This is a genomic window from Pseudoalteromonas sp. Ps84H-4, assembly GCF_024124645.1.
GTDB lineage: Bacteria > Pseudomonadota > Gammaproteobacteria > Enterobacterales > Alteromonadaceae > Pseudoalteromonas > Pseudoalteromonas lipolytica_C.
Genome location: NZ_JAMXSK010000002.1, coordinates 229,118 through 244,639 on the forward strand (window position 1 = coordinate 229,118; position 15,522 = coordinate 244,639).

Consider the following 15,522-nt stretch of genomic DNA (forward strand, 5'->3'; position numbering starts at 1 on the left):
CTAAAGCCAAGCTTTTTTCTAAGAAAACAGCTTGGCTTTTTCTTGCTTTTAACGCTTCTAGTCATTAACTTAAACTAAGATTAACCTATACTAATTAGCTAACTAAGCTAAGCAAGGATCTAATTATGTCGATTTTTGCGCATTGTGCTCGCGCTGTGTGTGGTCTTGCAATATTTTTCAGCTCTATAAACTTATTCGCTGCAGATCTTTCGTTTGTTGTGCGTGACCAATCTGGAGAGCCTTTAGCTAACGCCGTTATTGAGCTTGAAAGTTCAGCACATTCGTCACCGCAATCTTTGCCAGTAGCGATAATGGATCAGGTAGATAAACAATTCTCACCGTCAGTTTTAGTGATCCAACCAGGGCAGTCTGTGGACTTTCCTAACAGTGATAACATTCGCCACCATGTATATTCATTCAAGCACAGTAAAGTATTTGATATTAAATTATATTCAGACCGTCCAGAGCAGCCGGAGCGCTTTGAAGACCCTGGTGTTGTTGTGCTGGGTTGTAATATTCATGACTCAATGGTGGGGTATATCTATGTGGCAAATTCGAACAAAGTCATAAAAACCAATGCTGATGGCAAAGTGACTCTAAACGGCGTGACTTTACCTACTACCTTTACTGTGTGGCATCCTAATCAATTAACACCGCTCACTAAAAAGCAATCAGTCACCTTATCTGAGCAAGGCAAAGATGTAAGCATTAACGTTCAAGAACCTGCACCACGAAACACATTTGGTGAAATGTTTAAGGGCAACAATGATTAATAGTTTAAGAGGGCGCATCATTGCATTGTGTGTGAGCCTAGTCCTTTTGACTAGCTTAGTTAGCTTGGTAAGTTCCTGGTGGTCAGCGAATCGCTTTAATGATCAAAAGTTACTTGAAGACATTAATGTTGCTGAAAATGTTTTTAAACAGTATCTAAGTGCTAAAGAAAGTTTATTACTTACAGCTGCAAAAGTGTTGACCGCTGATTTTGGGTTTAAGCAAGCGGTTGCTACTCAAGACGCAGACACAATTAGTAGTGTGTTGAATAATCACAGTCGTCGCATAAATGCTGATGTGATGATGCTAATTGATTTATCTGGGCAATTAATTTCCGCAAATACTGATTTTAATCATACGCCTAGTGAATTTACCCCATTAATGAATCAGCTTATGGTCAATGCTGATCAATCGAACTTCATTGTGTTAGATAAAACGCTTTATCAGGTCATTTTATTGCCAGTTCGAGCTCCTCGTACTGTGGCATATAGTTTAGTGGGATTTGAAATCACGGACCTTGTGGCTGAAGAGCTAAAAAATCTCACCACGATGGATGTTAGTTTTATTGGCGAAGATGATGGTGTGGTTGAAACATCACTGGCAGAGCAGCCAAAAAATAACTCAGTATTAGCGCATTTTAATACGCAAACAACACAACGTATTTTTGGTGAAAAGCCCGTTTATCGTAATCGACTTGTGCAGTTACCTTCTCTACCAGGACATTTAGTTTCTGTATTGTTAAGTGCAGATCTTACTCATAGTTACCGAGAATTTGAGCAGCTGTTTTTTACTATTATTATTCTTGCTGCCATAACGGTTGTAATAGGTGTGCTTACTAGTGGCATATTAGCAAAAAACCTTACCACTCCCTTATCAAAGCTCACCTCACTGGCACAACAATTTGCGCTTGGAAACTATAAAGCTGAGTTTGTAGGTAATAAGCAAAGTACAGAAATCATTACCTTAGTTGATGCATTTAATAACATGGGTAATGACATAAAAGAGCGTGAGCGGCAAATAAGTTTTCAAGCAAGTCATGACTCTTTAACGGGCTTTTTAACCCGCTCTGCGATGTTAGAAGCAATGGAGTCATTATTTGAAGAAGGTGCAGAATACACGCTGGTTGCAATCGATATACGTGGCTTACGTCATATCAATGATAAGTTAGGACCACGTATTGGCGATGATTGTTTAAAAGCGGTTGCACAACGTATTGCCGAATTTGCAGCGCACTCAAAAGGAATGAACGCACGTATTGGGGGGGATGAGTTTTTAACCATTCTACCAGCAAGAGATACCGGGCAGTTTAAAGATGCTGTCATGAAGATGCTTGCACAATTACAAGCGGGTTATTTAATTCAAAGCTTAAACATCACGTTACGCTTTAGTGTAGGAGTTGTGCATTGCTTTTCACAAAGTGTCAGTCCTGAAGATCTAATGAGACGAGCATTGATTGCGGTTGACACCGCTTCTTGTGAGCACAAAGCCATTCATTATTACCAAGAAGGCGAAGATGAAGAACACCTTGAGCGTTTAGCGATTATTGATGAATTAAAGCAGGCATTATTGGATGATGACGGTCAGTTGTTTATGACTTATCAACCTAAGCTAAATATTAAAACACAGCGTATTGATAAAGTTGAATCGCTGATCCGTTGGCAGCGAAAAGACGGTCAATGGGTGTCTCCAGAGTTGTTTATCGACTTAGCAGAACAGTCGGGTGTTATTGTTGAGCTGACATCATGGGTTGTGAAGACCGTGGTTTCGCAAGTTGCACAGTGGCAACAGCAAGGGATTACGATGCAAGCTGCTATTAATGTTTCTGCACAAGATATTGCCTATCCTCACTTTTATTCGCACCTAGCAAAACAGCTAGAACAACATAATTTAAGTGGCCATTTGATCACGATAGAGCTAACAGAGCGCGACATGATCGAAAATGAAGAGCAAGGCATTAAAGCGCTAGAAAACTTAAAAACATTAGGTGTAAAAATATCACTTGATGACTATGGCGTTGGGCAAACCTCATTGGGGCGCTTGAAGCTACTACCTATTGATGAGTTAAAGCTGGATAAGTGTTTTATTTTACAACTCGATCAATCGAAGCAAGATCAATTTATTGTTGAGTCAACGGTGAACTTAGGCCACCAGTTAGGTTTTTCTGTTGTAGCTGAAGGTGTTGAAAATAAACCATCGCTAGACTTATTGATAGACATGAAGTGTGATTATGCACAAGGTTACTATTTGAGTAGACCACTAAAATCAGAGCAATTTTTGCAGTGGTTAGAGGTATACAATGAAGCATCTTAATGGGTTTTTTAGCTTAGTTCTTTTAGCCTTTGCAAGTACGGGACACGCAGCTTCAGGAAAATTATTAGCAACACCAGGCGTATCGCAAGTTGAAGGCAGCGCTGGCGGCGGTATCGTACCTTGGGCGCAACTTGCGGGCTATGCAAGCGATAACGAAATAGCCATCAATGGTTTTTGTAGCCGTGCAGATGTGAGTGATTACAGCTTAGATGTATGTGGTGCACAAGTTAACTTTTATGATCGTGTGGAGCTTAGCTACGCGGAGCAGCGCTTTGAAGTTCCAGCATTAAATACCGATATTGAGCAATCAATTACTAGCGCAAAAGTACGTGTCTATGGCGATATTGTTTACAGTAAATGGCCACAGTTGAGCGTGGGTGTACAACATAAATCATTGGATGATGGGAGTATTGCAAACCTATTAGGTGCAAAAGACACCAGCGGTACTGATATCTACTTAGCTGCCAGCAAGTTGCACTTGGGCGCTCTTGCAGGTTACAACTGGTTTTGGAATACCACCTTTCGCTACAGCGATGCGAATCAACTAGGTTTGTTAGGCTTTGGCGGTGCTGATAGCGATAAAGAGGTATTATTTGAAGCATCGACAGCGGTGTTTTTAACGCACCAATTAGCTGTAGGGGTTGAGTATCGTGAAAAATCCAACAACCTTGGCTTAGGGGAGCAAGATTGGCAGGATGTGTTTATTGCCTGGTTTCCTAATAAACATGTAAGTGTAACAGCTGCGTGGCTCGATTTAGGGCGTATAGCTGGTGCTGACGACCAAACTGGTTGGTATCTTTCTGTAACAGGGTATTGGTAATGATGAAACGTCTTTTTATTCTAGTGTGTTGTATTACTTTTCTTGGTTGTGCAGGCAAAAGTAATAACACCGTTTATCAGCAGATAGGCGGCCAACAAGGTATTGAAAGTCTGGTCGATAGTTTTATCAATCAAATAGGCCGTGATGCTGATATTTTGCCTTATTTTAAGCAAACGAATGTTGCACACTTTCGTCAAGGATTCATTATCCACTTGTGCAGTGTTACCAATGGCCCATGTGAGTATCAAGGTGATAGCATGGTCGATATCCATACTGGCATGCATATCACTGAAAAAGACTTTAATCGAGTTGTTGAACTATTAATAAACGCGATGGATGAGCAACAGATCCCGCAAACAGTGCAAAACAAGATTTTAAGCCGTTTAGCACCCCTTCGCCCTGAAGTCATTAATATTTAGCTTTTAACAAACTTTTTATTGATGGCTGAAACAAAAATGTAATTTATGTACAATGGCCGGCATTATCAACTATAAAGCTGTAAAAAATGCAACTATACTTTGATGTTCAACATCTTTATTACATTCCGCAGTACACCCCTGTATTAAAGGAGTTGTTATCAAATGGTCACCAAGTGTCGATGGTTTTCTATGAAAATCAAGATGCACGCAGTTTGGCTGCATGTAAAAGGTTTATAGAAGAACAGGGTATTAATGCGTTTTGGTTAACAAATAAAGAGGAAACCTTCTCTTTCTATCAAAACTCAGACGCAGATTGGGTTATTTTTGGTAATACCTTTGCCGGGGCTGAGCAGCTCAATAAGAAAACGGCGTTGATGCAACATGGTATTGGCCCCAAGCAGTGTTATTATGATGTATCGCATAATAAAACAACGGTACGTTTTGTTGAGGGAGAGCACAGGTTGCAGCGCCTCCAAGCGTTATACCCAGACGGTAACTTTGTTGATAGTGGCTACGCCAAATTAGATCCTATTTTCAACCAAACAATGAGTCATATTGATCTCAGTCGCTTAGGGTTAGACCCTAGTAAAAAAACACTTTTATATGCCCCTACTTTTTATCCAAGCTCGATAGAGTGTATGAGTGACAGTTTTCCTGCACACTGTGAGAAGTTTAATATCATCATTAAGCCGCACTTCTTTAGCTTGTTTAAACAAAAGTACAAAAAGCAGCGAACAAAACTTCAGCGATGGTCAGAGTTTAAAAATGTTTATGTAGCGAACGAGCATGACTTTGATCTAACGCCTTTTTTAGCAATCGCTGATATTATGGTATCTGATGCTTCATCAGCCATATTTGAATTTGCAGCACTTGAAAAGCCTGTCGTATGGTGTGATTTTTATAAGTTACGCTGGTCATATCGTGGTATTTTTTCATTCCGACTTAAATCTCGATTAGATGAAGATATTAAATACTTCAACAAGCTTTGCTCACGGGCAGGAGACTATAACGAGTTGCAAACTATACTTAACTCCGATTTTTGTGAGACAGCAGAGTTTAAAGAGTCAAGAAAACACATTATTAATAAACTAGCGGGTAAAACGGACGGTCGCTCAGCTAAAAGAATAGTATCTTATTTAGAGGAGCATAAATGAAACGTGTAATAACGTTTGGAACATTTGATATTTTCCATGTGGGTCATATTAATATTTTGGAACGGGCAAAAGCTTTGGGCGATTATTTAATCGTTGGAGTATCTTCTGATGAACTAAATCAAACTAAAAAGGGTCGTAAGCCTGTATATAGTGAATCAGACAGACTGAAAATTATTAGTTCTCTAAAGTGTGTTGATGAAGTGTTTGTCGAACACTCTCTTGAACTAAAAGGCGAATATATTAAAAATCATCAAGCTCACCTACTTGTTATGGGCGATGATTGGGCAGGACGCTTCGATCAATTTAAACATCTATGCGATGTGACTTATTTAACGCGAACCCCTTCTATATCGACTACAGAAATAATTGAGGTCGTAAGGCAGCCATAATACTGTCATCTAAAATTAACATAATAGCTATATGCACATTTATCTTCTTTCTAATTTAGGTTTTAAGATTTTCTCATATGGCTTTTATTTTTATCTCTCGCAGCAATGTACATGCACGCTATTATAAAAAATTAATTAAACAACTATCCTTCAATTGCACACTGCATATTATGGGCGTACCGCGATTAGGCGCTTTAAAATACCTAAAAATAGCGTCGCAAGTTGACTTTAATAAAGTTATTGCAAATCAACTATTACGCAAGCAGGCACGAAATAGCTTGTGGAGTAATGCAGTAATCATAAAAGTTTATACGATGTTTATGTTATGTGTAGAGCGCTGCCGCTTTGCTAAGTACTATGATTTACTTAAATCAGAGTCACCCGAAGCACTGGTGATTTGGAATGGTAATAAGCTGCCAAATATCACAGTATGTATGGCTGCTAAACAGCTAGGACTGACTACTTATTTTTATGAAAATGGGCTGCTACCGGGCACGACTAGTTTAGATCCGAGTGGTATTAACTATGCTGCATCTTTGCCAAGAAACAGTCAGTTTTATTTGAATTTCGACAAAGCTAACCAGCTACCATTTTCAGCTCCTGAGTTAATCCCTCGTATAAATCATAAAAAGCGTTGTCAATTTGATGCTATTGAGCTGCCTGAAAGGTATCTTTTTGTGCCTTTCCAAGTGCCTCATGATACACAGATAGCATGTTATTCACCTTGGTTAAAATCAATGGAAGCGTTATATGATGCAGTTGTGGCCTCAGTGAGAGAATTAGCAGATCCAAACCTTAAAGTTGTATTTAAAGAACACCCATCTTGGCATAAGCATTATGCGCACTTGTACGACAAAGACGACGTTGCAATTTTTGCAAATGGCAACTGTACTCGAGAACTCATTAATGGCGCTGAAGCAGTGATTACAATTAACTCGACAGTTGGCTTAGAGTCCTTATTACTAGATAAACAAGTGATTGCCTTGGGGCTTGCTTGTTACAACATTGATGAGCTTGTACTACACGCCAGTGATCAAGCTACTTTGATTAAGTGCTTAGAAAAACTACAAAATGGCTGGCAAGCAAATAGTATTGTAAGAGATAAATTTTTTACCTACTTAAAGCATGTGTATTGCTTGCCCGGTGTTTGGAAAGAATGTACAACTGAGCATGTTGAAGCGGTCGAAAAGCGCTTAACTCAGCAAGATACATTTGCACAGCTATCGCAAAAGGAAAGTTAATGAAAAACATTGTCTCGCCAGAATGGCTTAACGAGCATTTAAACAACGATAATTTGGTTATTTTTGATGCCGGAATGGTGCGTCCTGGCCTGTCTGGGGAATATGCGCCTAAAGCAATGCTACCTAATGCACAGCGTTTTGATTTTAAAAATACGCTGGCAGATAGCACTAACCCTGTACCAAGTATGATGTGCAGTAGCGAGCAATTTGAAGAGCAAATGCAGCTTGCGGGGGTTAACCAAGATTCACTGGTTGTAATTTATGAAGACCAAGGCTTATTCAGTTCAGCGCGTGCATGGTGGATGTTTAAAGCCATGGGGTTTGATAACGTAAAAGTTTTAAGTGGCGGTTTAGCTAAGTGGCAGGCACTTGGCTTTGCAACACAAGCAAGCTATTCAGCTGCTTCTGGGCAAGGCAATTTTGTTGCAAGCCCGCGCGCTGATTACTTTATTAGTGCTGAGCAAGTGCTTAACTCACTTGATGAGCAAAGCACACTAACACTCGATGCACGCCCTTATGCTCGATTTACAGGAGAGCAAGCTGAGCCGCGTGAAGGTATGCGCAGTGGTCATATTCCTAATAGTCGTTGTTTATCGCTGTCAACTGTATTGAATGATGGTGAGCTTAAACCGCTCAGCGAGTTGCAGGCATTATTTGATCAACATATAGCGCCGCATCATACCCAGTTGCAATTTAGCTGTGGTTCGGGTGTGACCGCTTGTGCAATAGCATTGTGTGCCGATGAATGCGGTTACGTTAACTTACGTGTTTATGATGGCTCTTGGAGTGAATGGGGCGCTCGTCACGACCTACCTATTGAAACAGGCCCGCATCAATAAACTCAGCGTAATTTTGCCAGCTGCCGATACTGTTTTTATTCAGTGGCTGGCGAATTTGCTTTTTACTCGCGGTGGCCGATGCTGCATTGTTTTTATAAAAAGTTAGGCAGTTTTCCTGCCAGCTTAAATCACAAAAAGCATAGAGCTTCTGAGTTTGTTGGGTTGGCTCGGCCACTAATTGCTCATAGCTTTGTAAAAAAACGTTTTCAGGATACTTGTTGGCAAAATGACTTACTAAAGCCAAGTAATCTTGATGGAATGAGGCTATATCTTCAAGTTTAAAGCTGTAGTGATGAAACACACTTTGCGGGCTATACATCTGCCTAAAATTGGCAATGCTGCAATCACGCCACTCCCGTTGCATACAAACGATTTTAGCATTAGGAAATGCCGCTAAAATAAAATCAATATAGTAAAAGTTAAATGGCTGTTTATCACAACTTATAAGGCCATCACTCAGCAGCTGTGCTCTTTGCTGATAGCTAGCGAGTGCTTTAGTTACAGCGGTTGATGAATAAGCTTTATCAAGCATTTCACTATCAATCACACGAGCTGATTGCGTGGCGTGTTGTATGTGTTGCGCAATATCATTTAATTCCCCAATACCTCGTAGCTGTGTACTTTGATTAAGGATTTTTTCAACTAAGGTTGTGCCAGAGCGGGGCATACCAACAACAAAAACAGGCGAGAACTCAGAGTCACTTCTTGCAAGTACTTGCTGCTTACTTTGCGTAATGAGCTTTTGACAAAAGCGGTGGTGTTGGCTTGCTTGATAGTTAAGTTTACTTGCTATGACTTGCTTACTTAGTGCAAAGTACTTAAATGCATTTTTGTAGTCATTGAGGTGCTCATAATTAAGAGCAAGACTATGAAAATACACTTGTTGTTCAACAATGCTTTTTTCTTTATCCGCCAAAGTTTGTAGTTTTTGAATATGTTGCTCTGCATCTAGAACAGTATTGAGTTCAGCCTGCGAATAGTGGGCTTGATAAAAGCGAGGTTGCTTTGTAGTTAGTTGCTGTAACAAGCTTTTAGCTTCATCGAACAGTCCGTGAATTTTATAACACACCGCCAAATTATAGCTAATTTGTAGGTTATCCTTGTTGCGTTGGTAGGCTGCTTTTTGCAAGTTAAGAGCGTCGTCATAATGCCCTAAACGGGTGGCAATATTAGCTAATGTATCAAAGTCAGCGGCGCTAAAGTCAGCTGTTTGCAACGCGCTTTGATAGTGCACAGCTGCATTACTTACTTTGCCTAATAGTACGTATAACTTGGCAAGGGCTAAATGGTAAATCGCAAAGGAGGCTAGGCTTAGCGCTTTTTCAAGGAGTTTAATCGCTTTGTTGATATCACCAGCTGCGGTGTTAACTTCGCTGAGTAAAAAGTAACAAACGTGGTCTTCAGGATTTTGCTTTAGGCGCTGCACAAGTAGGTGATGTGCATCGTTGAGTTGCTTGTTGCTTAACAACTGTTGGATATGAGCGCGAAGCGCTTGTTGGGTATCATTTAGCATAAGCGCATAGTATACCAATTCGCCATAATACTTAATTATTTTCAGGCTTATACCAATCCCAATAAAAGCCCTGCCTAAAAGTGGCAAGGCTTTTATGGGTATGTTTAATTACAGCTCAAAGTTGTAGCTAAACTTCATACCGATAGTGCGAGGCGCTGTGGTGTAGTGGCCATAAACACGCTGTAGCTCAGGTAGCTCTTTATTAAGCTCAGCATATTGCGACATACCAGCCCAAGACTTATCACGACGTACAGAAGTGAATGCATATTTATCGAATAAGTTGTCTACGTAAAGCGTTGCAGACCACATATCGCCAGTAATTTTGGCAGATAAGTTACTTAGTGCATAACCCGGTAATACTTCGCCGTCAGCTTTTAAGCCTACTTTGGTGATCACATCGCTTTGCGCTGTAATTCCGTAGTTTACGCTTAATAGTTTATCGCCTAGGATATCTTGCTCGTAACGAAGACCAAATGAGAATTGATGCTCAGGAGCACCCGGTAAACGGTCGCCTTTGGCACCATCATAGTAGCTTTGGTATTGCGCTAGGTCGTCGCCTAATACACCAAATAAGTAAGGCGCATCTTCGGTTAATTCAGCTTTTGCATACGCGTATGTCGCATATGCAGCCCAGTTATCACCAATCATTGCGCGAGTAGAAAGTTCAACACCTTTAGAATTAGCAGAGCCTGCGTTCGAGGTAATTAATTCTTGGCCATTTACAGTGCTGCTACCAACCTGCGCATCTTTCCAATCAACATTAAATAGCGCTGCATTGAAGTGTAGGCGGTTACGTAACCATGACGACTTAAAGCCTAGCTCATAGTTGACTGTTGTATCTGGCTTGTAATCTTCTTCGTTTGGTAGAGCGCAAACAATTTGTTGTTCAGGTAGTACATCAGGGCAAGGGGCAATACCGTTACCACCACCAATACGGAAACCCTCACTCACGGTAAAGTAAGCAAGCACACCATTATCGAATGTATAGTTAGCATTAAACTTAAATAAGTTTCCGTTATCGCTGGCGCTTACATTTTCCATAACTAGATTATCGAGTGAATCAAAATCCCCTGAGTAAAGCGGTGTTGCAGAACCTGATGTTGTTGATACATCGTATTCGTAAAAACGAGCACCCAAAGTTACATCAAACTGATCTGTGATGCTGTAGCCGATTTCACCAAAAAGTGCTTTTTCAGTGGTTTCACTATCTGAAATTAGAATGTACTCAAGGTCTTGTTCAACATTTGGAATGCCGCCACCCCAGTACTCAGTCAGACCCGGCGTGTACTCACGATCATCTGAGTAGCTTTCTACTTTGTTATAGAAGCCACCTACAATCCAGTTAAAAGCACTACTGCTATTTGAAACTAAACGAAGTTCTTGCGTAAACGTATCACGGTCTGAGGTGTCGTGTGTATAGCCAACAAAAGAAGGGAAGTCGGCATAACCTGACCAAATATCGTAAAGAAGATCAGTTTGATCGCGCTGACCAGACTGTTCATAGCTAGACCAACCAGATGCAGATACCAGCTCAGCAAAACCAAGATCTGCTTTTTACTTCTAAGCTTAATAAATCGTTTTCTTCTTCGCCAGGCTCAAGTACACGAGCTACGTTTTCGTACTTTCCTGGGATGCCTTGTAGCGCACTGCTATCAGCAAGTGAGCCGTATTGCGATGTTGAGTTACCGCCATTTTCTTGCTTTTGATAAAAGTAGTTAAGTGTTGCATCAACATCTTCGGTTGCAAGCCAACGCAGTGATAAACGTGCTGTGGTAATTTGCTCGTCGTTAACATCGCTTACTCTTTTTAAGTTGGCGTTTACATCGCTGCTGTCTGAAAAGTCAGGGTTCGGGTTTGACACTCCAGGCTCTTGAACAACGTGCGTATAGTCAATGTAACCAGGGTTATCGTAATAGTTTAAGCTGGCACGAAATGCGAGTTTTTCTTCAATAAGCGGAGTGTTGAATACCACGCCAAACTCACCGCCGGTGCCGTCGCTTTCGTTGATACTAAATACATCGCCTGTAACCTGACCTTCTGTTAGATCTAGATCGGGCTGCTTAAGTAAGTAACGGATCGCACCGCCTAAAGTTCCCGCGCCATAAAGTGTACCTTGTGGACCAATTAACACCTCTACACGGTCAACATCAGTTAAACGTAAGTCGATGCTAAGTGGAATTTCACCAACATAAGTGGCCACTGTGCCACTATCAGAAATACGATCAGAGGTATTTGTGTTTAAACCACGAACGATTATCGGAGAACCTTCACGGCCACCTTGATCAGAAATTGTTAAGCCTGGTACCCAGCGCGCGACATCTTCAAGATCACCAATGTTTTGGTCGCTAATTACATCGCCATTTAGGGCTGTGATATTAAGCGGTGCATCTTGCACTGAACCTGCACGTCGTGTTGCAGTGATTTGAATAGTTTCAATTGATTTATCAACTTCTATTGCATCTTCAGCTGCAAACGCCATATTGCTATTGATTAAAACCGCAGAAATTGCACTTGCAAGTAGAGCAGGCTTAAAGGTGTTCATGATTGATTCCGATTATGTTGTAGTAAATTTATGCTCAAAAATTAAACAAAGGTAATAATTTAAGCGTAATTCTAGAGTGAATTAGTGAATTTATATCCAATTATAATGTATTTTTATTCTTTTCGTCATGTCTTATTTGCAAAAAAATTCACGTTATTTGAATAAATACTCTAGTGAGGAGTCGTTAGTCATTGAAGGGACAATGAGTACACCCGTTGGTGCAGCACTTACCACGCTTTAAAAAGAACCAGCGGCTAAACACCATATAGTTGTTTTCTAATGTGTAATCGAGGTTTTCAATCAAATTACCATGCTGGTAAAAGGGTTTCGCAAAGGCTATTTGCTCAGCCAGGGGCTGTTCATATAGTTTTGATAAAAAGATATTTATCTGTTTTATAGTACACTCACGACATAAGCAGGATGTTGCATTATTAATAGGTAAGATTGCAGGCAGTTCGTTACACCAGCAGGCATTTATATCATCAGCACGACATGTTAATGAGGCACCGCAGTGTGAGCAGGTAAGGGTTGTCATTGAGTCAAGGATTAACCGGTCAGTTTAAAAGGTAAGCATAGCAAATGGATAAATTACACGCATTAAGTCAGTTCGCTTGTTTTGGGGAGCTTTGGGATGAGGCTATCACTGTAATTGCTGCCTGCCCAGATAGCCAAGAGGGTGAATATATATTGACCAAGACAGTATTTCGCCAAGTTCTAGAGCGAGCTATTAATGGTGAAATTGATTTTGATGATCTGGTGCTTTGGGCCAGTGTTTTAGAGTCTCGTCAAGATATAGATGAGAGCGCCGTTGAAGGTGCTGTGTATGCTTTAAGTAATCATGAACAAATGGGTGAACTTACAAAGATGACATTAGTAAGGTTGTTAGCCTTGGTATAAAAATAACTCATCATTAGATGGTAGATTTCTATTACCATTAATTTTAGCTACAATATGCGCCGTTTAATTTTTCGGTAATCACAGTGGCTAATATTTTTAATAACGCAGTTTTAGCGCTTCGCGCACAGCAAATGAGCGAATCAAGGCGCGAATTTAAAGCACGAGGTGCAAAGCTTACTCGTTGTGAGCGTTGTTTATTAGCTGAAAACTATTGCATTTGTGAAGGTGTTGAACAAGCGCAGTGTAATGCCGCAGTGTGTTTACTGATGTATCATAATGAAAGCTTTAAACCATCGAATACAGGGCGTTTGATTGCTGAAATTATTCCTGAAAACTATGCATTTAAGTGGGACAGAACAGAACCTGATCACGCATTATTAGCCTTATTACAAGACCCACAATATCAGCCAATGGTGATTTTTCCGGCGAGTGATGTTGAAGATGAAACGCGAGTAATCGATGAAGTATCGCCACAGCAAGGTAAGCGCCCATTGTTTATCTTTTTAGATGGTACTTGGCGTGAAGCAAAAAAGATGATTCGCAAAAGCCCTTATTTAGATAACTTACCTGTATTGTCTATTACCCCAGAAAAGCTTTCAGATTATCGTTTACGAGTTGCTCCACATGAGCATCAACTTGGTACAGCTGAGGTCGCTATAATGGTGCTTGCGCTTGCTGGTGAAGTAGATGCTACACAAAAGCTCGAAACGCACTTTATAAAGTTTAGGGATGCATATTTACTAGGAAAGCGAAATAAAGGACGCCCAGAGTAATACTACTTTGCTTAATTAATCCCTCAAAATGATTAAGTATTGTTGCGGATTGGAATAACTATTTTTAGGCAAAAGAAAAGCGCGAACTATTGCTAGTCGCGCTTGCGGAATCTTCTTAATTTTTTGCATCCTGCAATTGAATCTAATCAACTCCCTAAACTTTGCCTATCCATGCGATTGCACTTTACTTTTTGGTTCTATGCAATGTAAGGCTTTCCAGCCTTGTTTCCTTGTCACTCCTTTACATCCATGCGGGTAATTTCTTTACCTATCCTTTACGCGTCGTCCTGACACTATCCATATGTTAGCAATTCCATTGCGATACCTTTCGGCCTGTCCTTTAATCCACTTTTTAAACATCCTGTATAACAACGTCCTGTTGTTATGCCATTTCACATCATCCTGATGTTGTCCTTAGTGTGTCATTCCATTGCGATACTCTTCCTGAGCCTGTCCTTGGTTCCTTTTTATCCTAATGAACCTTATTCCGCGGTTTTATGAGTAATACTTCCATATCCGTTTACTCATTAAGCTTCTTGCTTAGTTGTTGTATGTAAGTATAGGGAATTAGTGAGCATCGAATAGGTCAAAATCGCAATTAAAATAACGGTTACATTATTGTAATTAATAATAAATCACTATTTATCAATGTTTTAAGCTTTTTTAGGGACCGTTTTTCGAGTTTTTTTACTCAATAACTGCCATTTAGGTGAGATATATCTTACAAGTAAGTTCTCAAATGGCAGTACGTAAACTTATAGGGGGAATATAAACGGGTGCACTTTTAGCAGAGTATAGGTAAAATATTTTGATAATTGTTATTATTTAGGTGCCAACAATGAAAAAAACAGCCTTACTGATTTTGACTACTTTAATGAGTACGTCAGCACTTTCTGCCGATGTGGTTAATATTTATTCGTTTCGTCAACCATTCTTAATTCAGCCAATTTTAGATGACTTCACCAAGCAGACTGGTATTAAAACCAATGTGGTGTTTGCGAAAAAAGGTTTAATTGAACGTGTGAAACGTGAAGGTAAGCACAGCAAAGCTGATTTGGTGCTTACTTCAAACTTTAGCGCACTTATTCAATTAGAAGATCTTGGCTTAACTCAATCAATAAAAAGCGATGTTATAGATGCAAATGTTCCTAGCACATTTCGTGATGCTGATGGCCAATGGATCGCTTTAACGAAACGAGTTCGTAATGTTTACTCTTCAAAAGAGCGTGTTGGCGCACTCGCTGATTTAAGTTATGAAGACTTGGCTGATCCCAAATATAAAGGCAAAATCTGTACTCGCTCAGGTAAGCATCCATACAATTTAGGTTTAGTTGCTTCTATGGTTGCGCATCATGGCGAAGCAAAAACTAAACAATGGTTAGAGGGCGTTAAAACCAATTTAGCACGTAAGCCACAAGGTAACGACAGAGCGCAAGTCAAAGCTGTGAAAGAAGGATTATGTGATCTGGCATTAGGCAACAGCTACTATTTTGGTAAAATGATGCAAGATGAGCAGCAAAAGTCATGGGCTGAAGCGGTTAATATTAACTTTCCAAACCAAACCAATCGTGGCTCACATATTAATGTTTCGGGTGTTGTTATGACGCGATACGCTAAAAATCCGGAAAATGCCTTGAAACTGATTGAGTATATGACCGACAATAAAGCGCAAAATATGTATGCTTCGGTCAATATGGAATACCCTGTAAAGCAAGGGGTTGCATTGTCTGAGATGGTTGCGTCATGGGGTGAGTTTAAAGAAGATAGTCTTGCTCTTGATGAAATAAGTAAATACCGTCCTGTTGCGTTAAAGCTTATTGACGAAGTAAAGTTTGACTTATAACGAGGTTTTTC

Annotated in this window: 13 protein-coding genes and 1 pseudogene; 11 read left to right on the top strand and 3 right to left on the bottom strand. The window is 40.1% G+C overall.

What is annotated here, in order from left to right:
* Nucleotides 1–125: 125 nt before the first annotated feature.
* The 8 genes from NH454_RS03510 (at nucleotide 126) to NH454_RS03545 (ending at nucleotide 7,943) form a co-directional block, all read left to right on the top strand.
* Nucleotides 126–773 (top strand): methylamine utilization protein, encoded by a 648-nt coding sequence (locus NH454_RS03510; RefSeq protein WP_138557025.1) that lies wholly within the window; start codon nucleotides 126–128, stop codon nucleotides 771–773.
* Entirely contained in the window at nucleotides 766–3,081 is a 2,316-nt protein-coding gene (locus NH454_RS03515; protein ID WP_135926141.1) for an EAL domain-containing protein, read from the top strand. Before NH454_RS03510 ends, NH454_RS03515 begins: the two co-directional genes overlap by 8 nt.
* Entirely contained in the window at nucleotides 3,068–3,901 is an 834-nt protein-coding gene (locus NH454_RS03520) for a DUF3034 family protein (protein ID WP_138557024.1), read from the top strand. The genes NH454_RS03515 and NH454_RS03520 overlap by 14 nt, the downstream gene beginning before the upstream one ends.
* 2 nt (nucleotides 3,902–3,903) lie before the next feature.
* A complete protein-coding gene (locus NH454_RS03525; protein ID WP_135926319.1) occupies nucleotides 3,904–4,320 on the top strand; it encodes a group 1 truncated hemoglobin in 417 nt (138 codons plus the stop codon).
* Between the two features lie 86 nt (nucleotides 4,321–4,406).
* The gene (locus NH454_RS03530) at nucleotides 4,407–5,474 is read left to right on the top strand and encodes a CDP-glycerol glycerophosphotransferase family protein (protein ID WP_135926139.1); all 1,068 of its coding nucleotides are present in this window, start codon (nucleotides 4,407–4,409) and stop codon (nucleotides 5,472–5,474) included.
* On the top strand, nucleotides 5,471–5,863 hold the full coding sequence (locus NH454_RS03535; protein WP_135926138.1) for an adenylyltransferase/cytidyltransferase family protein: 393 nt from the start codon (nucleotides 5,471–5,473) through the stop codon (nucleotides 5,861–5,863). The genes NH454_RS03530 and NH454_RS03535 overlap by 4 nt, the downstream gene beginning before the upstream one ends.
* Nucleotides 5,864–5,940: 77 nt before the next feature.
* Nucleotides 5,941–7,104 carry a capsular biosynthesis protein gene (locus NH454_RS03540; protein ID WP_199527356.1) on the top strand — a complete coding sequence of 388 codons (1,164 nt, stop codon included), beginning with the start codon at nucleotides 5,941–5,943 and terminating at the stop codon, nucleotides 7,102–7,104.
* Complete coding sequence (locus NH454_RS03545) at nucleotides 7,104–7,943, top strand: sulfurtransferase (protein ID WP_253038227.1); 840 nt, start codon at nucleotides 7,104–7,106, stop codon at nucleotides 7,941–7,943. Before NH454_RS03540 ends, NH454_RS03545 begins: the two co-directional genes overlap by 1 nt.
* On the opposite strand, the gene NH454_RS03550 is transcribed toward NH454_RS03545, so the two are convergent.
* The 3 genes and pseudogenes from NH454_RS03550 to NH454_RS03560 form a co-directional block, all read right to left on the bottom strand.
* A complete protein-coding gene (locus NH454_RS03550; protein WP_253038228.1) occupies nucleotides 7,918–9,456 on the bottom strand; it encodes a tetratricopeptide repeat-containing sulfotransferase family protein in 1,539 nt (512 codons plus the stop codon). The two genes, NH454_RS03545 and NH454_RS03550, sit on opposite strands and share 26 nt — an antisense overlap.
* A gap of 108 nt (nucleotides 9,457–9,564) precedes the next feature.
* Nucleotides 9,565–11,998: pseudogene (locus NH454_RS03555) on the bottom strand (TonB-dependent receptor).
* A gap of 184 nt (nucleotides 11,999–12,182) precedes the next feature.
* Nucleotides 12,183–12,533, bottom strand: coding sequence for a DUF5522 domain-containing protein (locus NH454_RS03560; protein ID WP_135926133.1), 351 nt, complete (start codon nucleotides 12,531–12,533; stop codon nucleotides 12,183–12,185).
* A gap of 44 nt (nucleotides 12,534–12,577) precedes the next feature.
* Here NH454_RS03560 and NH454_RS03565 point away from each other — a divergent pair, with 44 nt between their 5' ends.
* From NH454_RS03565 to NH454_RS03575, 3 genes are all read left to right on the top strand, one after another.
* Nucleotides 12,578–12,895 carry a hypothetical protein gene (locus tag NH454_RS03565; RefSeq protein WP_138557018.1) on the top strand — a complete coding sequence of 106 codons (318 nt, stop codon included), beginning with the start codon at nucleotides 12,578–12,580 and terminating at the stop codon, nucleotides 12,893–12,895.
* A gap of 131 nt (nucleotides 12,896–13,026) precedes the next feature.
* Nucleotides 13,027–13,668 carry a tRNA-uridine aminocarboxypropyltransferase gene (locus NH454_RS03570; RefSeq protein WP_135926318.1) on the top strand — a complete coding sequence of 214 codons (642 nt, stop codon included), beginning with the start codon at nucleotides 13,027–13,029 and terminating at the stop codon, nucleotides 13,666–13,668.
* An 838-nt stretch (nucleotides 13,669–14,506) separates the two neighbouring features.
* Nucleotides 14,507–15,511: a Fe(3+) ABC transporter substrate-binding protein gene (locus NH454_RS03575; protein ID WP_253038229.1), complete on the top strand. Its 1,005-nt coding sequence runs from the start codon at nucleotides 14,507–14,509 to the stop codon at nucleotides 15,509–15,511.
* Nucleotides 15,512–15,522: the final 11 nt, after the last annotated feature.